Source organism: Pseudomonas sp. BN102, assembly GCF_029871245.1.
Classification (GTDB): Bacteria; Pseudomonadota; Gammaproteobacteria; order Pseudomonadales; family Pseudomonadaceae; genus Metapseudomonas.
Genome location: NZ_SSON01000078.1, coordinates 265,503 through 285,676, shown reverse-complemented (window position 1 = coordinate 285,676; position 20,174 = coordinate 265,503). Strand labels below are relative to the sequence as shown.

Below are 20,174 nucleotides of genomic sequence, written 5' to 3'. Positions count from 1 at the left end.
TCACCCCTCTCCTCTTCAGGGAGAGGGGCCGGGGGAGAGGGGGCTTTCCGGAAACGCTTCCAATGACGCCAACCAAATCACATCCAGTACCGCTTCCGTTTGCTGCAACACCTCATGGTTCCAGAACCGCAACACTCTGAATCCGCGCCTGGTCAACCAAGCATCCCTAACCCCGTCAGCCTCGCTCTCCAGGTGCTGCCCGCCATCCAGTTCCACCACCAACATCCGTTCCTGGCAGATGAAGTCGACGATGTATGGCCCCAGGGGCTTCTGCCGCCGGAACTTCAGTCCCTGCATTCGCTTTGCGCGTAAATATCGCCAGAGCAACTGTTCCGCCTCCGTTTGACCGGTCCTGAGCTGTTTGGCGAATTCGAGCCTTTCCATGGCCTTTCCTCCCTTCGTGGAAAGGCCCGATTGTCAGGTGCAACATCATTCGGAAGCGTCGCGATTTTCCTGCGAATCCCCCGATCTCACTCAAACACGAAATGCTCGCTCGCCAGCCCCATTTCCGACCCCGTGGGCTTCAGCATCGCCGCCATTGGCCAGGGCGCAATAGTGGCTGGGGAAGTCGAAGACGTCGTTGAGCAGGAAGCGCATGTCGCGCAGCGGGGCTTTGTAGCTGGGCATGGTGACCTCGACGTGCGTTGATGGCTCGGTTTATGCGGGCTCGGGCAGGTCGGGGCCTTGGCAGCGGCAACGGCGGCTTCTGGCAGTTGGGACAATTGGAAGGGCACCGGCCATCCATTACGGGAAGAATCGATTGACGCTTCGGATGATGCGGGTATATACACGCATCCATGTTGCCGACTCATTGCCTCTGTACCAAATTGCGCCGTGCCACCCGCAACGTGACCCGGCTCTACGACGATGCCCTCGCCGGTGTCGGGATGAACGTCGCCCAATACTCGCTGCTGAAGAACCTGTCGTGGCTGGACCAGCCGAGCATCACCAGCCTGGCCGAGGCCATGGGGCTGGACCGCAGCACCCTGGGGCGCAACCTCAAGGTGCTGGAGGGCAAGGGGCTTGTGCAGTTGGAGGGCGGCGAGGATCAGCGCAACCGCCTGGTGTCCCTGACGCCGGCCGGTCGCGCCAGTCTCGATGACGCACGGCAGGCCTGGGAGCAGGTGCAGATACAGATGGGGCAACGCATGGGGCTGGAGAAGCGGGCGGCGCTGATGGCGTTGCTGGATGATCTGGAACATATCGACTGATTATTTCGCTGGAAAGCGGGTATATACCCGTAAAGGATTTTTCTATGACTTCGGTATGGCGTACGAGTGGCTGGATTCTTCTTGGGGCGTCCTTGATCCTGGCCCTTTCCCTGGGCATCCGACATGGATTCGGGTTGTTCCTGGCGCCCATGAGTAGCGAATTCGGCTGGGGCAGGGAGGTGTTCGCTTTCGCCATCGCCCTGCAGAACCTGATCTGGGGGCTGGCGCAGCCGTTCACTGGTGCCCTGGCCGACCGCTTCGGTGCGGCGAAGACAGTGATCGTGGGCGGCGTGCTCTATGCCCTGGGGCTGGTGCTGATGGGCTTTTCCGACTCGGCCCTGTCGCTGTCCTTCAGCGCTGGCCTGCTGATCGGCATCGGTCTTTCCGGTACCTCTTTCTCGGTGATTCTCGGCGTGGTGGGCCGCGCCGTGCCGGTGGAAAAGCGCAGCATGGCCATGGGTATCGCCGCGGCTGCCGGTTCCTTCGGCCAGTTCGCCATGCTGCCCGGCACCCTCGGACTGATCGGCTGGCTTGGCTGGTCCTCCGCCCTGCTGGCGTTGGGCTTGCTGGTGGCGCTGATCGTACCCCTGGTGTGCCTGCTCAAGGACAACCCGCCGCCACCCCAGGCCCATGAGCAGAGCCTGGGCGATGCGCTGCGTGAGGCGGTCGGGCATTCCGGCTTCTGGCTGCTTGCGCTGGGCTTCTTCGTCTGCGGCTTCCAGGTGGTGTTTATTGGCGTGCACCTGCCGGCCTACCTGGTGGACCAGCACCTGCCGGCCACCGTGGGGACCACCGTGCTGGCGTTGGTGGGGTTGTTCAATGTGTTCGGCACCTACATCGCCGGCTGGCTGGGCGGCCGTCATTCCAAGCCCAGGCTGCTGACCACCCTTTATCTGCTGCGTGCAGTGGTGATAGTGGCCTTCGTCTATTCGCCGCTGAGCATCTGGAGTGCCTACGCCTTTGGCATGGCCATGGGGCTGCTGTGGCTGTCCACCGTTCCCCTGACCAACGGCACGGTCGCCACCCTGTTCGGCGTGCGCAACCTGTCCATGCTCGGTGGTATTGTCTTCCTGTTCCACCAGTTGGGCGCCTTCCTCGGCGGCTGGCTGGGGGGCTACCTCTACGACCGCACGGGTAGTTACGACCTGGTATGGCAGATTTCCATCTTCCTCAGTCTGGCGGCCGCCGTCCTGAACTGGCCGGTGCGCGAGCAGCCGGTGGCGCGCCTGCAGCCCGCCGGGGCCGCATGAGCCTGCGTCTCGGCTGGGCCCTGGGTGCCCTGTTGATCGGCCTGCTCCTGGCCCTGGGCTGGTGGGGCTGGCAGCAGGGCGGCCTGGCGCTGATGCAGCTGGGCATGAGCCTTTGTTGAACGGTTGATTGCCGGCGCAGGGCGAGGGGGTTAGCGTAGGCTGATCGCCAGATCGCGCCGGAGTTCACCATGAAAGCCTTGCCCGTCCTGCTCCTGTCGCTCGCCCTGTTCGGCGGCCAGGCCATGGCTGCCGAATGTCCCGCGCTCCTGCAGCATCAGTTGCCGCAATTGCGCTCCAAGGAAACCATCGATCTTTGCCAGCGCTTCGCCGGCAAGCCCCTGCTGATCGTCAATACCGCCAGCCACTGCGGTTTCACCCCGCAGTTCAAGGGGCTGGAGGCACTCTACAAGCGCTACAAGGACCAGGGTTTCGAAGTGCTGGGCGTGCCCTCGGACGACTTCAAGCAGGAAGCCGCGACCACCGAGGAAACCGCCAAGGTCTGCTTCGTCAACTACGGCGTGACCTTCGCCATGACCCAGCCGCAGCACGTCACCGGAGACGATGCGATTCCGCTCTACAAGGAGCTGATGGCCCAGTCCGGCCAGGCCCCGCGTTGGAATTTCTACAAGTACGTGGTGGATCGCCAGGGCAAGGTGATCGCCCAGTTTTCGAGCCGGACCAAGCCGGACGCCCCGGATTTGCTGAAGGCGGTAGAGCAGGCGTTGGCGAGCAAGCCCTGAGATCTGGGTTCCACGGGTGAGAATTGTGGTTGTTGCGAAGGTTTTTAGCTGTGCTGACGTCCCAACGCTTTTACTGCTTCGCAAGAAGCTGCGTATGACCATCAAGGACCTGATGCCTTCCCTCTCTCCCCGGCAAGCGCTGAAACTTGGCTGAACCTGGTCACGGCTTCGATTGATACTGTGTGCCAATCCGGTGAGAACAGCCTTGTAGGGTGCGCTTCGCGCACGGGGACTCCCGCGCGGCATTGCCCGTGCGCACGGCGCACCCTACGGGGCATTCAGCAAATTCGCCCCAAACGACTCATGCGCACCGGCGTACGTCGTGCCGGACGCTCACCGCAATTCCCCTCAGGCCTGCCCATACTCCCGCCCCACAAAAGACACCCGGGTACGAAAAGCCCGATACCACTCCTCACGCCCGCGCTGTTGCGCCACCTTGTGCTCGGCCTGGACGCGCCAGGCGCGGATGGCCTCCTCGCTGGCCCAGTAGGAGACGGTGATCCCCAGCCCATCGGCTCCGCGCGCCGACTCAACACCGAGGAAGCCAGGCTGGTTCTGCGCCAGTTCCAGCATGCGTTCGGCGGTGGCGGCGTAGTCCTGCCCGGTTTCGCTGCGCAGGGAGGTGAAGATCACCGCGTAATAAGGCGGCTCGGGGGTGCGGGCGATCATCGCGCTTCTCCTCGGCAGGCCCGGACGAAGGCAGCCACCAGCGGCGGCAACCGGCCGATCAGGGCGGCGCGTTCCGGCTGGAACAGGGTGGCGATGAAGAAGGGATGGTCGTCCCGCTCCACCGCCCGCACTGCGCCGCTGGCATCGAGGGCGGCCACGCGCAGCGGCCCCTGGGTGAGTTGTTCGCGAAAGGCGGGGTTGAGGCCGTAGCCGCAGAGGTAGCCCTCGAAGGCTTCTGTTGTGCCGTAGGCCCTGGCCAGGCGCGAGTCGGCGTTCAGCTGCACCCGCTCCAGGGTTTCCCGCAGGGCGCAGGGCAGGGGGCTGATCACGGCGCGTGGTGCATCCGGGGCGGTTTCGGCGTGTTCGGCGTCGCTCCAACCGAGCACATTGCGCGCATGTTCCAGCAGGGCATGCTGGAAGCCGCCGCAGGTGCCGAGAAAGGGCAGGGCGTTGACCCGCGCGTAGGCGATGGCCCGGAGCGCGCCTTCGGTGTCGCGGTAGGGGCTGCCGGGTACGCACCAGAGTCCGTCGAAGCCGTCCAGCCGCTGCTGGTCCATGCGCTCGGTCGCCAGCCAGACCGGTTCCAGCGCCTGGCCCGTGGCTTCGGCGGCCAGTTCCAGGGCGCGGGGTATGGCGCGGTGCGCGGTGATCCGATCGTCCTGATCGCCTACCAGCCCGATTCGCAGCGGCTGGCCGTTGTGCCGGGGTTCCTTCATCAGCTGTCCTCCCAAGTGGGCGCGGATTGCACCCATTCAGGAGGACTATATAGTTGCGTCTTGGCAATCAATATTGGCGATTCAGAAAGGTTGGATTGCAGTGACGCAATACAAGATCGACCACGCCGACCTCGCCCTGGTGCTCGCCCTGGTTCGTGGCGGCACCCTCGCGCGAGCCGCCGAACTGCTCAGGGTGGACGTCTCCACCGTATTCCGTTCCCTGCGTCGTCTCGAGCATGCGCTGGGCAGCTTGCTGTTCGAAAAGAGCCGCTCCGGCTATCTGCCGAACATGGCGGCGCAGTTGCTGGCACAGCAGGCAGAACTGGCGGAGAAGGCCCTGGAAGCGGCGCGGCTCGGGCTGGAGCAGGGCCGCGAAGCGGTCAGCGGCACTCTGCGCCTGACCTGTACCGACGCGGTACTCCACGGCCTGTTGTTGCCTGCGCTGGCGCGCTTCATGCCGGCCTATCCGGCACTGGAGCTGGAACTCACCACCTCCAACGATTTCGCCAACCTCAGCCGTCGCGACGCCGACGTCGCCCTGCGCCTGACCACCGCACCGCCGGGCCATCTGGTGGGACGCTGCCTTGGCCCGGTGCCCTATGTGCTCTGCGCGGCGCAGGGCTACCTGGACCGTCATCCGGGTCGCGACCCGGCGCAGATGGCCTGGGTCGCCCCGGACGACTTCCTGCCCAACCATCCCAGCGTGGTCTGGCGACGCCAGCGCTACCCCGAGGTGCAACCAGCCTACCGCTGCAACAGCACGCTGTCGGTGGCGCAGCTGGTCCGTGCCGGACTCGGTGTGGCGGTATTGCCGGCTTTCCTGGTGAAGGCGGAGGAGGGATTCGAGGTGCTGGAAGCCGACCTGCCCGGTTGCGCCAGTGCCCTCTGGCTGCTGACCCGCCCGGATTGCCGCGCGCTGCGTTCGGTCACCACCCTGTTCGAGGAGCTCGGCAGGTATATCCGCTTGCCGGGCAGCGCTTCGCAGAGCGGCTAACCTTATCCAGGCCGTACTGCCGAAGTGCCAGCCAACCCGCCTGCAAGCCCCTGGAGGGCGCCATGTTGAAAGCTATCATCGCCATCATCATCATCGCCATCCTCGGTGTTCTGGGATACGCCGCGATCAGCCCGGACCATTTCCGCGTGGAGCGCACCGCCACCATCGCCGCGCCGCCGGAAAAGATCTTCCCGCTGATCAACGACCTGCGCCAATGGACCGCCTGGTCGCCCTGGGAAAAGATCGACCCGGCGCTGAAGCGCAGCTATAGCGGACCGAAGGAGGGCGTGGGGGCTGCCTACTCCTGGCAGGGCAACAACGAGGTCGGCGTCGGACGCATGCAGATCACCGAAAGCGATCCGAACGCGCGCGTGGAGATCAAGCTGGACTTCCAGATGCCCTTCGAGGCCCACAACACCGCAGAATTCACCCTCCATCCGCAGAACGGCAGTGGCACGCAGGTCACCTGGGCCATGTACGGTCCTTCGCCCTATACTCACCGGTTGATGCAACTGGTCTTCGACATGGACGACATGGTCGGCGGCAAATTCGAACAGGGCCTGAACAACCTCAAGACCGCGGCCGAGAAATAGACCCGCAGACCGCCCGGCCCTTTGCCGCGCTGGGTGCGCCGGAGGGCTATGCTTCATCTCTCGACGGAACCCTTGTAGGGGCGAATTCATTTGCCAAGGGTCGCGAAGCGGCCCCGATGGACCTTCATGGGCAGACCTATGGTCTGCTTGGCGAATGAATTCGCCCCTGCAACAGTGGTCAGCTTTCAAGAAGAAAGGAATTTTCCACGGGACCCTGTCGATTCCTGGCGCGGCCGAACGACCAATGGGTGTCAGTACCCCGAACGCCACCCGAGGAACCCATCATGAAATACCTGTGCCTGATCTATTTCGACGAAGCCAAGCTGGCCGGCCTGACCGACGCCGACTACCAGGCAATCGCCGGCGAATGCCTGGACTACACCGAGCAGCTCACCGCCAGTGGTCACTACCTGGCGTCCAACGCCCTGGAGTCGGTACAGAGCGCCACCACCCTGCGCATGCAGGGCGGGCGCATCTCCATGACCGACGGCCCCTTCGCGGAGACCAAGGAGCAACTCGGCGGCTTCTACATGATCGAGGCCCGCGACCTCAATGAAGCCATCCAGATCGCCTCGAAGATCCCGCCGGGACGCCTCGGCTGCATCGAGGTGCGACCGGTCCGCGAGCCCGAGGTGCGGCCGAACATCCAGCCCCTGGTGACCGCCTCGTGACAGGAGCGGGGGACGGCTGATGGAAGAGGTCGAACTGCGCCAGCGGGTCGAGTCGATCTACCGCAGCGACTCGCGGCGCGTGCTCGCCACCCTGATTCGCCTGCTGGGGGACTTCGACCTGGCCGAGGAAGCCCTGCACGACGCGTTCATCGCCGCCGTGCAGCAATGGCCGCGGGACGGCATACCCGCCAACCCGCGAGCCTGGCTGGTGTCGGCGGGGCGTTTCAAGGCCATCGACAGCCTGCGTCGGCGTGCCCGTTTCGACGCTTCCAAGCGCCACCTGGTGGCGGAGCTGGAAGAGGCCGCCAGCGCCTTCGACGAGGGTGAAGACGTGGAGGACGATCGCCTGCGGCTGATCTTTACCTGCTGCCACCCGGCGTTGCCGGCGGACGCCCAGGTGCCCCTGACTCTGCGCGAGGTCTGTGACCTGAAGACCGAGGAAATCGCCCGGGCCTTCCTCAGCAGCCCTTCGACCATCGCCCAGCGCATCGTTCGCGCCAAGTCGAAGATCCGTGACGCGCGCATCCCCTACCAGGTGCCGGCCCTGGTCGAGCTGCCGGAGCGCCTGGATAACGTGCTGCGGGTCATCTACCTGGTGTTCAACGAGGGTTACTCGGCATCGTCCGGCGACTCGCTGACGCGCACCGATCTCTCGGCCGAGGCCATCCGCCTGGCCCGCCTGCTTCTCGAACTGCTGCCCGACCCTGAAGTCATGGGGCTGCTGGCGCTGATGCTGCTGCACGACTCGCGCCGCGCCGCCCGCGCCACCGCGGACGGCGAGCTGGTGTTGCTCGATGACCAGGACCGCTCCCTGTGGGACCGTGCGCAGATCGCCGAAGGCCTCGCGCTGGTAGGCCAGGCTCTGGCCAGCCGGCGCATCGGCGTCTATGTACTGCAGGCCGCCATCGCCGCGGTGCATGCCCAGGCGCCGGATTCGACGCGTACCGACTGGGGCCAGATAGTCGGCCTGTACGACGTGCTGCAACGCCTGGTGCAATCGCCCGTGGTCGCCCTCAACCGCGCCGTGGCCATCGCCATGCGCGACGGTCCGGAGGCGGGACTGGTGGAAGTGGATGCGCTGCTGGAGGCCGGCGACCTGCGTGACTACCACCTGGCCCATGCGGCCCGTGCCGACTTCTGCCGGCGGCTGGGGCGCAAGGAGGAGGCGCGTGTTGCCTATCGCAATGCCCTGGCGCTGATTCGCCAGGAACCCGAGCGGCGTTTCATCGAGAAACGCCTGCGCGAACTGGAAGACTGAACGCGTCGTTCGTCGCTTGCGGTCCGAGCGGTGTCGAAGCCGGACGACGGCGCACGACCAAAGGTGTACCCACCGGCCCGCAGCCGGTCGGAACACTTTCCCGGAACCGAGGAGAACCACCATGAGCAGCGAAACCCTCAAGGCCACCGCCGAACTGGAAGTTCACGACGTCTTCAACCAGTGGCTGAAGGCCGCCCGCGCCAAGGACGTGGACGCCATCATGACCTGCTATGCCGACGACATAGTCGCCTACGACGCCATCCTGCAGCTGCAGTTCAAGGGCGCCCAAGCCTACGGCCAGCATTGGCGCAACTGCATGGAAATGTGCGGTGGCGACGGCATTTTCGAGCCGGCCGAGCCGACCATCCACGCCGACGCCAGCGTGGCCTTCCTGCACTGCCTGGTCCGCTGCGGCGGCGAGCAGGATGGCGTGGTGCAGACCAGCTGGATGCGTGGCACCCAGTGCTACGTCAAGCGCGGCGGGCAGTGGAAGATCATCCACGAGCACTTCTCCGCGCCCTTCGATGTGGAAAGCAACAAGGCCCTGTTCGACCTCCAGCCCTGATCGGCATGAAAGAGTCGTAGGAGCGAGCTTGCTTGCGAATGGCCCGGCAGGGGGTACTTCGCGAGCAGAGCTCGCTCCTACATGGGCATCAACCCGGCAGCGGTGCTATGCCGCCAATCGGGGCTCCAGCTCCGTCAGCGTCACATGCCCGAGGAAACCGCCCCGGCTGCGTGCCGGCTCGCCGTCCTCGATGGCGCGGGCGAAGGTGATCGCCGGGTCGGCCTTCAGCCGCAGCAGGTAGCGCTGCAAGTGGGGGAAGTCCTGGCCCAGGTCGAACAGCTTCATGTACTCCACCCAGCGGCTGACCCCGGCGAAGTAGGCATCCGCCAGGCTGCGGCGCTCGCCCAGCAGCCACTGCCTGTGCTTCAGCAGCCCATCCAGGTAGGCGCACTGCACCCGCACGCCGACGTGGCCCAGCTTCTGCAACACCGCCTTGGTGGTCTCGTCGGCGTCGGCCATCTCATAGGCCGCCCAGAGCGGCGCGAAGGCGGCGAAGAAATCGGTCACCAGGTAGGCCAGCATCTGGTTCAGGCGGTCGTACTCCGGGCTGCCCTGGGACGGGCACAGCTCGCCGCCCGGCGCACGGCCGGCGAGGTTCAGCAGTATGGCCAGGCTTTCGCTGACGGGCTGGCCGCTTTCCAGCAGCAGGGCCGGGGTCTTGTTCAGCGGGTTGATGCGGGCGAACAACGGGTCCCAGGAATGTTCGAGCATTTCCACGCGGCACAGGCGGTAGGGCTGGCCGAGCCACTCCAGCGCCACGATCGAGCCGAACGAACAGCCTTGCGGCACGCCATAGAAAAGAACGGGTTCCATAGTCTTGCTCCCTGATGTGGTGATGAAAGGCCGTGTTTGTTGGCCGTGGGAGCAACTTAATGGGCAATCAGGCTATATTCCGCCCTAATTTTTTTTCACTTTCGAAAAATTATCTGGAGCCCGCGAATGCCCAATCCCACCACCCGCGTCCTCGCCGTGCTGGAGTTGCTGCAGACCCATGGCCAGATGAGCGGCAGCGAATTGGCACGTCGCCTCGAAGTGGATGGCCGCACCCTGCGGCGCTATATCGCCACCCTGGAAGAGATGGGCATTCCCCTGACCGCCGAGCGCGGCCGCCACGGCGGCTATCGGCTGGTGGCCGGCTTCAAGCTGCCGCCGATGATGTTCACCAATGAAGAAACCCTCGCCCTGTCCCTTGGCCTGCTGGCCGCCCACAACCTTGGCCTGGAGCAGGCCGCTCCGGCGGTGGCCAGCGCCCGCGCGAAGCTGGAACGGGTGATGCCGGCCAACCTCAAACCGCGCCTGCGCGCCCTGGGCGAGGCCGCCACCCTCGACCTGCCGGGCTCCCGAGCAGCTACCAGCGAGCGCTGGCTGCTGGACCTGGCCGGCGCGGTGCAGGGCCGCCAGCGGGTGCGCTTCGCCTACAGCTCCGGCGACGGCACGGCAAGCGAGCGCGAGGCCAATCCCTACGGCCTGGTCTACCGCGCCGGGCGCTGGTACATGAGCGGCTACTGCCACCTGCGCCGCGACCTGCGCAGCTTCCGCCTGGACCGCATGCAGGCGCTGCGGTTGCTGGAAACCCGCTTCGAGCGCCCGCTGGATTTCGATGCCGCGGCCTTCCTCACCGGCAGCATCGCCCAACTGCCACGGGCGACCGCAGTGGCGGTGGTGCTGCGCTGCGACCTGGCCCGTGCCGCTGAAGAACTGGACAGCGGCATCGGCCTGCTGGAGCCCGTGGAGGAGGGCGTGCTGCTGCGTACCCGTACCGACAGCATGAGCTGGTTCGCGCGCCAGTTGATGAAGTTGCCGTTCGATTTCCAGGTGATCGAGCCCGAGGCATTGCGAGTGGAAATCAGGGCCCGCGCGGACAGGTTGCGGCGGTTGGTCGGGCGAGCCCGAGGGAAGACCTGCTTTCGCGAATGAATTCGCGCCTACAAGGTGGAGCGATGCTACCCGCCAGCCGTTAAACTCGGCCTTCCCGCCGCAACCCCGAGCAGTTCCATGGATATCGACCTGGCACGCACTTTCCTGGAAATCGTTCGTACCGGCAGCTTCGTCGCTGCCGCCGAGCGCCTGCATGTCACCCAGACCACCATCACTGCGAGGGTGCAGAACCTGGAGCAGCAGCTGGATTGCCGACTCTTCGTGCGCAATCGCGCGGGCGCGCGCCTGACCGCCGATGGCGAGGTGTTCGTCGCTTACGCCAACCAACTGGTGCAGACCTGGGAAGCGGCGCGGCGTGACCTGCCCTTGCCCCAGGGCTACCGCGACGTGCTCAACCTGGGCGGTGAGGTGAGCCTGTGCAGCCCGCTGGTGCTCAACTGGGTGATTCGCCTGCGCGAACGCATGCCTGCCCATGCGGTGCGCGCCGAGGTCGGCGAGGCAGGTTACCTGCAGCAGCAACTGCAGAGCGGCGTGCTGGATGCGGCGCTGGTCTACCGGCCCGACTACTGGCCGGGCCTGCAGGTGGAACTGCTGCTGGAGGAGAAGCTTATCCAGGTGCGTTCGGCGACCAACCCAGAGCCCTACATCTACAACGACTGGGGCCCCGAGTTCCGCCAGCGCCACGATGCCGCGTTGCCGGAGAAGGCCAGCGCCGTGCTGGCCACCAACCTCGGCCCGCTGGCGCTGCACTACATCCTGCAATGCGGCGGCTCCGGCTATTTCCGTACTCGCGTGGTGCAGGGGCACCTGGACAGCGGCGAACTGGAGCGGGTGGAAAAGGCGCCGGAGTTCACCTACCCGACCTATCTGGTCTACTCCCGCGAGAAGGATTCCCCGGCACTGCGCCAGGCCATCGAGGTGTTGCGCGAGGTGGTGGCCGAGGATATCGACTGGTCCCGGCGCTGGGACCCGATCTAGCGACAGTCCCTTGGGGGTAGGGTGCGCCGCGCGCACCGCAAATCCCGTGCCGAGTCTCCGGTGCGCGCAGCGCACCCTACCCGCTAGCTCGCCAGTTTCAGCGCGGTCGGCTGCTGGTGCAGGTCCTTGAGCCAGTTGCGATAGAGCGCGGCGATCAGGTCGCTCTGGCTGACGATGCCCACCAGGCGCCCGCCGTCATCCAGCACCGGCAGGCAGTGCAGGCCCTGGTCGGACAGTAGCGAGACCAGTTCCACCACCGGCGTATCCACGGTTACGCAACGCACCGGGCGGGTCATCAGCCTGGAGACCGGCGCTTCACGACGGGCGCGGAAGCGCTCGGCCAGGGTGCGGGGCACCGTGCCGGCGGCATGCCCGAGCAGGTCGGACAGGGTCAGGATGCCCACCAGCCGCTGCTTGTCGTCGAGCACCGGCAAGGCCTTCAGGTGATGGCGATCGAGCAGTCGCCAGGCGTCGCTGATCGGGGATTCCGGGGTGATGGTACGCAGGTCGCGGGACATGATCCGCGCCGCCCGCAGGTCGCCCATGGTGCGCCTCAGGGCATGTTTCTCGGTGAGCTGGAGCAGGCGCTGGAGGTCGTCGCGGGTGACATCGACGAAACCGCCGAACTCGGCCAGGGCACGGTCCAGGTCGACTTCGGCAAAGCCGTTGCGCTCACCGGGTAGCGGGTCGGCGGTCAGGTGCGGACCACTGGCCGGTTGCGCCGGCTTGCGCGGGTAAGGCGTGCCGCTGAGGTTGTTGAACACCAGCGCGGTGCCCACCAGCAGCAGCGAACCCAGCAGCACCGGCAGCAGCAGGTGCCAGCCCTGTTCGGCGAAGAGCGGGCCACCCAGGGCCGCGCCCAGGGCTACCGCGCAACTCGGTGGATGCAGGCAGCGCAGTGTCTGCATGCCCACCAGGGTCAGGCCGAAGGCCAGCGCGGCGGTCGCGAGCGGCGGCAGGCCCCAGTGGCCGACCAGCAGGCCGATGGCCGCCGCCAGCACATTGCCGGCCACCACGGGCCAGGGTTGGGCCACGGGACTCGAGGTCACGGCGAAGAGCAGCAAGGATGAAGCGGCGAAGGGGGCGGCCAGGCGTAATGCCAGGTCCGCACCGTACAGCCGGGAGCAGACGAAGGCGGCCAGGGCAACGGCGATGCAGCCGCCCAGGGCGGCACGCAGCCACTCCCGCGGAGGGGCGTTGCTCGCATCCGGCAGCAGGCGCTGCAGCCAGAGGCGCAGAGGGTTTTTGGGCATGGCAGGTACTGGGCAGTTGATAAAGGGAGAGGCCGCTAGGCTCTGTACGAAAAGTGCCTACGTTCGGTGATGCGTCGTTAAAAATCGGTTCGGAAAGCCGCTCGCGGCTAACGCGCTTCAGCGCGGCCCGAAGGGCGAGCGAAGCGAGTAATGCTCATTGACAGCAGTCAATTCCGCTTCCTCACCCTCACCGATTTTTTCCTAGCCTGACCTTCACTCGGCGACTTTTCGTACAGACCCCGGGGCCCCTCAATCCCACCGGGGGTGGGGGCTCCATCCTTGGATATGGAAACGTCTTTTTCTCGCGCGCGGTTCCTCGGGAGGCTTGCTTGTGCAAGCCCCGGCCGGGCCGGGCGTCGGGATGTCGAGCATGCTAAGGGGCGGACTGGGTAGCGGGCTAATGAATGTTATTGGTGTTTGAGTGCAGAGATTTTGCATTAAACGTCATGCGGACACGTGTTGCGCCAGCAACACCTGGCCAGCAAGTTGCCTGCTTAATTCGCTCGGCGTTGTTGGCTATTTCATATAACTAATTGAATTTAAAGGAAAAATAATTCAGGCATGGGTTGTGCTTTATCCCTCTGCATGCAAGGCCGCGGCTGTCCGCGGCGAGACATCCAGGGAAGAGAGCCTTACCCATGACAATCGAAACCGCACCCAAGGTATTGCGTGATGAAGCCCCGCCCTTGCTCCCGGCGGCGCTGATCGAGAACGACGCACAGGCCCTGCGCGCCGCGCACGAGGTGGCGGAGCAGGCGAGGATCGACGCCGCGAAACGCGACCGTGAGCGCCTGCTGCCCTGGCGCGAACTGGAGCTCTTCACCCGCCTGGGTCTGGGCGCCATCCGCATTCCCCGGCAATACGGAGGGGCGGAGGTGTCCCACGTCACCCTGGCCGAGGTGTTCCGCATCATCTGCGCCGCCGACCCGGCCCTGGGGCAGATCCCGCAGAACCAGTTCGGCCTGCTCAGTGTGATCGACAGCGTCGGCAGCGAGGCGCAGAAGCGCAAGGTCTACGCCGGCATCATCGACGGGCGTCGGCTGGCCAATGCCGGTCCCGAGCGCAATACGAAGCACACGCTGGAGATCAATGCGCGCATCCGACGTGCCGAGCAGGGCCTGGCGGTCAGCGGCGAGAAGTTCTATTCCACCGGCGCGCTCTTCGCCCACTGGGTCGCGGTCAAGGCCATCGATGACGACGGGGTCGGCGTGCTCGGCCTGGTTGAGCGCGGCGTGCCGGGCTTGCGCATAGTCGATGACTGGTCCGGTTTCGGCCAGCGCACCACCGCCAGTGGCAGCGTGCTGCTGGACAACGCGCCGGTGGCCGACGACCTGGTCTTCCACAACAGCCGCCTGGCCGAGGTGCCGAGCATCCAGGGCGCCGTATCGCAATTGATCCAGGCCGCCATCGATGCCGGCATTGCCGAGGGCGCCATCGACGACGCCATCGCCTTCATCCGCGAGCGCTCGCGTCCCTGGGTGGACGCCGGTGTCGAACGGGCCAGCGAGGAGCTCTACAGCATCGCCGAGATCGGCCGCCTGAAGACCGAACTGAACGCCGCCAACGCGCTGCTGGAGCGGGCCGCGCAGGTGCTCGACGAAGTGGCCGCCGCGCCCATCGACGACGAGTCCGCCGCCCGCGCCTCGATTGCCGTGGCCGAAGCCAAGGTGCTGACCACCGAGATCGCCCTGGTCGCCAGCGAGAAGCTCTTCGAACTGGCGGGCAGCCGCGCCACGCTGGCCGAGTTCAACCTCGACCGCCACTGGCGCAACGCCCGCGTCCACACCCTGCACGACCCGGTGCGCTGGAAGGTCCAGGCCGTTGGCGCCTACCACCTCAACGGCACCAGGCCGGCACGCCATTCCTGGATCTGAGGAGCTCGTCATGACCTTACTGCAAGCAGCACCCAAGGCCCATGTCGCCGTCATCCGCGACGATGCCGAGGCCCTCGACGTGGCCCGGCGCATCGCCGCCGAGTTCAAACCCGGTGCCGCCGAGCGCGACCGCCAGCGGCGCCTGCCCCATGAGGAGCTGGAAGTCTTCAGCCACTCGGGCCTCTGGGGCATCAGCGTGCCCAGGGAGCACGGTGGCGCGGGCGTTTCGCGGGTGACCCTGGCGCAGGTGATCGCCATCATCAGCGCCGCCGATGCCTCGCTCGGGCAGATTCCGCAGAACCATTTCTATGCCCTCGAAGTGCTGCGGGTGAATGGCAGCAAGGTGCAGCAGCGCCGCCTGTTCGCCGCCGCCCTGGCCGGCCAGCGTTTCGGCAATGCCCTGGCCGAGATTGGCACGCGCACCGCCAACGACCGCAACACCCGGCTGATCAAGGAAGGCGCCGGCTATCGCATCCATGGCCGCAAGTTCTACTGCACCGGGGCCCTCTACGCCCACCGCGTGCCCACCCTGGTGGTGGCCGAGGACGGCCACCAGTACCTGGCTTTCGTGCCACGCAATGCCCCGGGGCTGAGCGTGATCGACGACTGGTCCGGCTTCGGCCAGCGCACCACCGGCAGCGGTTCGGTGGTCTTCGACAATGTGCCGGTCAGGACCGAGGACCTGGTCTCCTTCCAGGCCGCCTTCGAGCGGCCCACCACGGTCGGCCCATTCGCCCAGATCCTGCATGCCGCCATCGATGCCGGCATCGCCCGCGCCGCCTATGAGGACGCCCTGGCGTTCGTCCGCACCCGCTCGCGGCCCTGGATCGACGCGGGGGTGGACAAAGCCCGCGACGACCCGCTGGCCATCCAGGAGTTCGGCCGCCTGGCCATCCGCCTGCATGCCGCCGAAGCCATCCTCGACCGCGCCGGCCACCTGCTGGATGCCGCCACCGCCGAACCGAACGCCGAGACCGTGGCCGCAGCCTCCATAGGCGTGGCCGAGGCCCGCGCGCTGACCACCGAAGTGTCCCTGGCCGCCGCCAGCAAACTGTTCGAGCTCTCCGGCAGCCGCGCCAGCCTGGCCGAGCACAACCTCGATCGCCACTGGCGCAACGCCCGCGTGCACACCCTGCACGACCCGGTGCGCTGGAAGTACCACGCGGTGGGCAACTTCTACCTCAACGACCAGTTGCCGCCACGCCGGGGAACTATCTGATGGCGCGCAAGCAGATACTCCTCAATGCCTTCAACATGAACTGCGTGGGGCATATCAACCACGGGCTCTGGACCCACCCGCGGGATCGCTCGACCGACTACCGCAAGCTTTCCTACTGGACCGAACTGGCCCAACTGCTGGAGCGCGGCCTGTTCGACGGGCTGTTCCTGGCGGACATAGTGGGCGTCTACGACGTCTACCAGGGCGGTGCGGACCTGACCCTGAAGGAGAGCATCCAGCTGCCGGTCAACGATCCGCTGCTTCTGGTTTCCGCCATGGCCGGGGTGACCCGCCATCTGGGCTTCGGCCTCACGGCCAACCTGAGCTACGACGCGCCCTATCTGTTCGCCCGGCGCATGTCGACCCTGGATCACCTCAGCGAAGGCCGGGTCGGCTGGAACATCGTCACCGGCTACCTGGAGAGCGCCGCTCGCGCCATGGGGCTGGCACAGCAGGTGGAGCATGATCGCCGCTACGACCAGGCCGACGAGTACCTGGCGGTGCTCTACAAGCTCTGGGAGGGGAGTTGGGAAGACGGCGCGGTGGTCAATGACCGCCAGCGGCGCATCTACGCCCAGCCCGGGAAGGTGCACAAGGTCCGCCACCAGGGCGAGTTCTTCAACGTGGAGGGCTATCACCTCTGCGAGCCATCGCCGCAGCGCACGCCGGTGCTGTTCCAGGCCGGCTCATCGTCCCGTGGCCTGCGCTTTGCCGGCGAGCATGCCGAGTGCGTGTTCATCAGCGGCAACAGCCAGGCCGCCACCCGCGCCCAGGTGGACAAGGTACGCGCCGCCGCGTTGGCCGCCGGTCGTGATCCGCATGGGGTGAAAGTGTTCATGGGCATCAGCGTGATTGTCGCGCCCACCGAGGCCGAGGCCCGCGCCAGGCATGCAGAGTACCTGGCCTACGCCAGCGCCGAGGCCGGCGTGGCCCACTTCGCCAGCTCTACCGGCATCGACTTCGCCCGTTTCGCCCTGGATGAACCGATTCCCTATGTGAAGACCAACGCCATCGAATCGGCTGCCAGCAAGCTCAAGGACAACAGCCTGACCCGCCGCCAGTTGCTGGAGCAGCACGCCCTGGGCGGGCGCTACATCCTTTTGGTGGGGTCGCCCGCCCAGGTGGCCGACGAGTTGCTCAGCTGGGTGGACGAGACCGGCCTGGACGGCTTCAACCTCACCCGCATCGTCACCCCGGAAAGCTACGCCGACTTCATCGACCTGGTGATCCCCGAGCTGCAGGCGCGCGGGGCGTACAAGACCGCGTATGCGGAGGGGACGCTGCGGCACAAGTTGTTCGGCGCTGGGGACCGGTTGCCGGTCGATCATCGCGGCGCAGCTTTTTCCAGGGGGCGAATTTCCTCTGTAGGGGCGAATTCATTCGCCAAGCAGGCCGAAGGTCTGCCCTTCGAGGACCCCGGGAGCGCTGCACGCTCCTTGGCGAATGAATTCGCCCCTACAAGCTGATTCCCATCAAGACATTCCAAAGGACTACATCCATGCACAAACACCTTCTGAAAACCCTCACCCTCGGCCTGCTCCTGGCCGCCGGCATCGCCCATGGCGCCGGCAGCAAGACCCTCAAGGTCGGCACCACCGCCGCCTTCGCCCCGCCGCTGGAAGTGGCGGTGGAAGAGGCCGCCAAGGCCGGCCTGAAAGTCGAGCTGGTGGAGTTCACCGACTGGAACTCGCCGAACATCACACTGGCGGCCGGCGATATCGACGTGAACTACTTCCAGCACACGCCTTTCCTGGAAAACGCCAAGAAGGAAGGTGGATTCCAGTTGAAGCCCTTCGCCCCCGGGGTGATCAACAACGTCGGGCTCTATTCGAAGAAGTACAAGTCCATCGCCGAGCTGCCGAAAGGCGCCAAGGTGGCCATCGCCAACGACCCCATCAACGGCGGCCGCGGCCTGCAGCTGCTGCAGAAGGCCGGCTTGCTCAAGCTGAAGGATGGCGTGGGCTACAAGGCGACCCTGGACGACATAGTCGAGAACCCGAAGGGGATCGACATCATCGAGCTGGAAGCCGTGCAGCTGGTGCGTGCCCTGGATGACGTCGACCTGGCCCAGGGCTACCCGCACTACATCCGCCTGGCCGGCACCCTCGACCCCAACAGCGCGCTGCTGTTCGACGGCATCGAGAACAAGGAATACATCATCCAGTTCGTCACCCGCGCTGATTACCAGGATGACGGCCGCCTGGGCCGGTTCGTGGATATCTACCAGCATTCTCCACAAGTGCGTGCGGCGCTGGACAAGGCACACGGCAAGCTCTACCAGCCGGGTTGGGAGTGATGCATGCGGCTCGGCGGAGCCATTGTGGGGGCGATTTCAATCGCTGAGCGGACCGCAGGTTCGCCCGTGGGACTTCCAGGGGGCAGCTGCGCTGCCCATAGCGAATGAATTCGCCCCCACAGGGTTGGCTCACCCCAGGACTCAACTGAATATCGAGAGGCCCTACATGGTCAGCTTCAACCGCAACATTCGCCTGGACTTGCCGCACATCCGCCTGCAGGGGCTGGGCAAGGCCTACCAGGGCAGCAAGGGGCCGGTGCAGGCGCTGCAGGGCATCGACCTGGAGATCCGCCGGGGCGAGGTGTTCGGCGTCATCGGCCGCAGCGGCGCCGGCAAGTCGTCGCTGATCCGCACCCTCAACCGCCTGGAACGGCCCAGTGCCGGGCAGGTGGTGATAGACGAAGAAGACATCGGCCGCTTCGACGAACAGCAACTGGTGTTGTTGCGCCGCCGGGTGGGCATGATCTTCCAGCACTTCAACCTGATGTCGGCCAAGACGGTCTGGCAGAACGTCGCCCTGCCGTTGAAGGTGGCCGGCGTCGGCAAGGTGGAGATCGAGCGCAAGGTCGCCGAGCTGCTGCAGCTGGTGGGCCTGGCGGACAAGCGTGACGCCTACCCGGCGCAGCTCTCCGGCGGCCAGAAGCAGCGCGTCGGCATAGCCCGGGCGCTGGTGCACCAGCCGCAGATACTGCTGTGCGACGAGGCCACCTCGGCGCTGGACCCGGAAAGCACCCAACAGATCCTTGCGTTGCTACGCGACATCAACCGGCGCCTCGGCCTGACCATCGTGCTGATCACCCACGAGATGGCGGTGATCCGTGAGATCTGCGACCGGGTCGTGGTGCTGGAGCGCGGCCGGGTAGTGGAGCAGGGCCCGGTCTGGCAGGTATTCGGTGATCCGCAGCACGAGGTCACCCGTAACTTGCTCGGTACCCTGCGCCACGATTTGCCGGACGATCTGCTGGCACGGCTGGTCAGCCAACCCCGGGAAGGCGCCGACCAGTTGCTGCTGGACCTGCATTTCACCGGCGCCAGCGGCCGCGAGCCGGACCTGCTGGCCATCGCCCGGGTCCTGGGCACGCGGGTGAGCCTGGTGCACGGCGGCATCGATCGCATCCAGGGCCGCGCCCAGGGCCATCTGCTGTTAAGCGCCGCGTTGGCTGGGCGGGGTGGCCTGGAGCTGCTGGAGCGGGCACGGCCCCTGGCGGACAAGGCGGAGGTGCTCGGCTATGTCGCCCATGCTTGATCGCCTGCTGCAGGGCATCCTCGACACGCTGCTGATGATCGGCGCCTCGTCGCTGATCGTGCTCCTCGTGGGGATTCCCCTGGCGCTGGTGCTGGTCACCTCCGGCCCCGGCGGTATCTTCGAGGCGCGTCTGCTGAACCGCAGCCTTGGCAGCGTGGTGAACGTGCTGCGCTCGATCCCTTTCCTGATCCTGATGGTGGCGCTGATCCCCTTCACCCGCCTGATCGTGGGTACCAGCTACGGCGTCTGGGCGGCGGTGGTGCCGCTGACCATAGCCGCCACGCCGTTCTTCGCGCGCATCGCCGAGGTGAGCCTGAGGGAGGTGGATTTCGGCTTGGTGGAGGCGGCCCAGGCCATGGGCTGCCAGCGCCGACACATCATCTGCAACGTGCTGCTGCCGGAGGCGCGGCCGGGAATAGTCGGCGGCTTCACCATCACCCTGGTGACCATGATCAACTCCTCGGCCATGGCCGGCGCCATCGGTGCCGGCGGCCTGGGCGACCTTGCCTACCGCTACGGTTACCAGCGCTTCGATACGCAGATCATGCTGACGGTGATCATCCTGCTGGTGGTACTGGTGAGCCTGATCCAGTTAGGTGGGGACAGGTTGGCGCGGGTGTTGAACAAGCGCGCGTAAGGTGCGGGTGGGAACGTCGTAGGTTGTGGCTGAGCTAAGCGAAGCCCAACGTTTTCGGGGCAATCCCACGTTGGGCTTCGTTCCTCAGACCAGCGTGGCCCGCACCAACCTACGGGGCGGCTTCGC

At 66.0% G+C, this 20,174-nt stretch carries 22 protein-coding genes and 1 pseudogene; 17 read left to right on the top strand and 6 right to left on the bottom strand.

Annotated elements, in window-relative coordinates; genetic code table 11:
- Positions 1-15 precede the first annotated feature (15 nt).
- Together E8F12_RS27305 and E8F12_RS27300 are read right to left on the bottom strand one after the other, a co-directional pair.
- Complete coding sequence (locus E8F12_RS27305) at positions 16-384, bottom strand: DUF559 domain-containing protein (RefSeq protein WP_280328341.1); 369 nt, start codon at positions 382-384, stop codon at positions 16-18.
- A gap of 141 nt (positions 385-525) precedes the next feature.
- A pseudogene (locus E8F12_RS27300) lies at positions 526-627 on the bottom strand (acyl-CoA dehydrogenase N-terminal domain-containing protein); the annotation flags it as partial.
- Between the two features lie 170 nt (positions 628-797).
- Between E8F12_RS27300 and E8F12_RS27295 the strand changes: the two are divergent.
- From E8F12_RS27295 to E8F12_RS27280, 4 genes are all read left to right on the top strand, one after another.
- Positions 798-1,211, top strand: coding sequence for a MarR family winged helix-turn-helix transcriptional regulator (locus E8F12_RS27295; protein WP_280328340.1), 414 nt, complete (start codon positions 798-800; stop codon positions 1,209-1,211).
- Between the two features lie 44 nt (positions 1,212-1,255).
- The gene (locus tag E8F12_RS27290) at positions 1,256-2,461 is read left to right on the top strand and encodes an MFS transporter (RefSeq protein WP_280328339.1); all 1,206 of its coding nucleotides are present in this window, start codon (positions 1,256-1,258) and stop codon (positions 2,459-2,461) included.
- A complete protein-coding gene (locus E8F12_RS27285; protein ID WP_280287546.1) occupies positions 2,458-2,580 on the top strand; it encodes a hypothetical protein in 123 nt (40 codons plus the stop codon). The genes E8F12_RS27290 and E8F12_RS27285 overlap by 4 nt, the downstream gene beginning before the upstream one ends.
- Before the next feature lie 69 nt (positions 2,581-2,649).
- Positions 2,650-3,201, top strand: coding sequence for a redoxin domain-containing protein (locus E8F12_RS27280; RefSeq protein WP_280328338.1), 552 nt, complete (start codon positions 2,650-2,652; stop codon positions 3,199-3,201).
- Positions 3,202-3,549: 348 nt separating this feature from the next.
- Here E8F12_RS27280 and E8F12_RS27275 read toward each other — a convergent pair whose 3' ends face one another.
- Both E8F12_RS27275 and E8F12_RS27270 read right to left on the bottom strand, forming a co-directional pair.
- Positions 3,550-3,870 (bottom strand): antibiotic biosynthesis monooxygenase, encoded by a 321-nt coding sequence (locus E8F12_RS27275; RefSeq protein WP_280328337.1) that lies wholly within the window; start codon positions 3,868-3,870, stop codon positions 3,550-3,552.
- Positions 3,867-4,586, bottom strand: coding sequence for a CTP synthase (locus E8F12_RS27270; protein ID WP_280328336.1), 720 nt, complete (start codon positions 4,584-4,586; stop codon positions 3,867-3,869). The genes E8F12_RS27275 and E8F12_RS27270 overlap by 4 nt, the downstream gene beginning before the upstream one ends.
- 100 nt (positions 4,587-4,686) lie before the next feature.
- Here E8F12_RS27270 and E8F12_RS27265 point away from each other — a divergent pair, with 100 nt between their 5' ends.
- The 5 genes from E8F12_RS27265 to E8F12_RS27245 all read left to right on the top strand — a co-directional run bounded on the left by E8F12_RS27265 (position 4,687) and on the right by E8F12_RS27245 (position 8,667).
- Positions 4,687-5,580, top strand: coding sequence for a LysR family transcriptional regulator (locus E8F12_RS27265; RefSeq protein WP_280328335.1), 894 nt, complete (start codon positions 4,687-4,689; stop codon positions 5,578-5,580).
- Positions 5,581-5,642: 62 nt separating this feature from the next.
- Entirely contained in the window at positions 5,643-6,173 is a 531-nt protein-coding gene (locus E8F12_RS27260) for an SRPBCC family protein (RefSeq protein WP_280328334.1), read from the top strand.
- Between the two features lie 284 nt (positions 6,174-6,457).
- The gene (locus E8F12_RS27255; protein ID WP_280328333.1) at positions 6,458-6,844 is read left to right on the top strand and encodes a YciI family protein; all 387 of its coding nucleotides are present in this window, start codon (positions 6,458-6,460) and stop codon (positions 6,842-6,844) included.
- A gap of 34 nt (positions 6,845-6,878) precedes the next feature.
- Positions 6,879-8,102, top strand: a complete 1,224-nt coding sequence (locus tag E8F12_RS27250; RefSeq protein ID WP_280328388.1) for an RNA polymerase sigma factor — start codon at positions 6,879-6,881, stop codon at positions 8,100-8,102.
- 121 nt (positions 8,103-8,223) lie between these two features.
- Positions 8,224-8,667, top strand: a complete 444-nt coding sequence (locus E8F12_RS27245; RefSeq protein ID WP_280328332.1) for a nuclear transport factor 2 family protein — start codon at positions 8,224-8,226, stop codon at positions 8,665-8,667.
- Positions 8,668-8,772: 105 nt separating this feature from the next.
- Here the strand turns inward: E8F12_RS27245 and E8F12_RS27240 are convergent, their stop codons facing one another.
- Positions 8,773-9,480, bottom strand: a complete 708-nt coding sequence (locus E8F12_RS27240) for a glutathione S-transferase family protein (protein WP_280328331.1) — start codon at positions 9,478-9,480, stop codon at positions 8,773-8,775.
- 126 nt (positions 9,481-9,606) lie between these two features.
- Here E8F12_RS27240 and E8F12_RS27235 point away from each other — a divergent pair, with 126 nt between their 5' ends.
- Both E8F12_RS27235 and E8F12_RS27230 read left to right on the top strand, forming a co-directional pair.
- On the top strand, positions 9,607-10,584 hold the full coding sequence (locus tag E8F12_RS27235) for a YafY family protein (protein ID WP_280328330.1): 978 nt from the start codon (positions 9,607-9,609) through the stop codon (positions 10,582-10,584).
- Between the two features lie 78 nt (positions 10,585-10,662).
- Complete coding sequence (locus tag E8F12_RS27230; RefSeq protein ID WP_280328329.1) at positions 10,663-11,523, top strand: LysR family transcriptional regulator; 861 nt, start codon at positions 10,663-10,665, stop codon at positions 11,521-11,523.
- An 83-nt stretch (positions 11,524-11,606) separates the two neighbouring features.
- Here the strand turns inward: E8F12_RS27230 and E8F12_RS27225 are convergent, their stop codons facing one another.
- The gene (locus E8F12_RS27225) at positions 11,607-12,776 is read right to left on the bottom strand and encodes a CBS domain-containing protein (protein WP_280328328.1); all 1,170 of its coding nucleotides are present in this window, start codon (positions 12,774-12,776) and stop codon (positions 11,607-11,609) included.
- Positions 12,777-13,414: 638 nt separating this feature from the next.
- On the opposite strand from E8F12_RS27225, the gene E8F12_RS27220 reads away from it, so the two are divergent.
- The 6 genes from E8F12_RS27220 (at position 13,415) to E8F12_RS27195 (ending at position 20,048) form a co-directional block, all read left to right on the top strand.
- Positions 13,415-14,650 carry an SfnB family sulfur acquisition oxidoreductase gene (locus E8F12_RS27220; RefSeq protein ID WP_280328327.1) on the top strand — a complete coding sequence of 412 codons (1,236 nt, stop codon included), beginning with the start codon at positions 13,415-13,417 and terminating at the stop codon, positions 14,648-14,650.
- A gap of 10 nt (positions 14,651-14,660) precedes the next feature.
- Complete coding sequence (locus E8F12_RS27215) at positions 14,661-15,869, top strand: SfnB family sulfur acquisition oxidoreductase (protein WP_280328326.1); 1,209 nt, start codon at positions 14,661-14,663, stop codon at positions 15,867-15,869.
- The gene (locus tag E8F12_RS27210; protein ID WP_280328325.1) at positions 15,869-17,335 is read left to right on the top strand and encodes an LLM class flavin-dependent oxidoreductase; all 1,467 of its coding nucleotides are present in this window, start codon (positions 15,869-15,871) and stop codon (positions 17,333-17,335) included. Before E8F12_RS27215 ends, E8F12_RS27210 begins: the two co-directional genes overlap by 1 nt.
- A 32-nt stretch (positions 17,336-17,367) precedes the next feature.
- The gene (locus E8F12_RS27205; RefSeq protein ID WP_280328324.1) at positions 17,368-18,165 is read left to right on the top strand and encodes a MetQ/NlpA family ABC transporter substrate-binding protein; all 798 of its coding nucleotides are present in this window, start codon (positions 17,368-17,370) and stop codon (positions 18,163-18,165) included.
- 166 nt (positions 18,166-18,331) lie between these two features.
- Positions 18,332-19,411 carry an ATP-binding cassette domain-containing protein gene (locus tag E8F12_RS27200; protein ID WP_280328323.1) on the top strand — a complete coding sequence of 360 codons (1,080 nt, stop codon included), beginning with the start codon at positions 18,332-18,334 and terminating at the stop codon, positions 19,409-19,411.
- Positions 19,395-20,048, top strand: a complete 654-nt coding sequence (locus tag E8F12_RS27195) for a methionine ABC transporter permease (protein ID WP_280328322.1) — start codon at positions 19,395-19,397, stop codon at positions 20,046-20,048. Before E8F12_RS27200 ends, E8F12_RS27195 begins: the two co-directional genes overlap by 17 nt.
- The last annotated feature ends 126 nt before the right edge of the window (positions 20,049-20,174 follow it).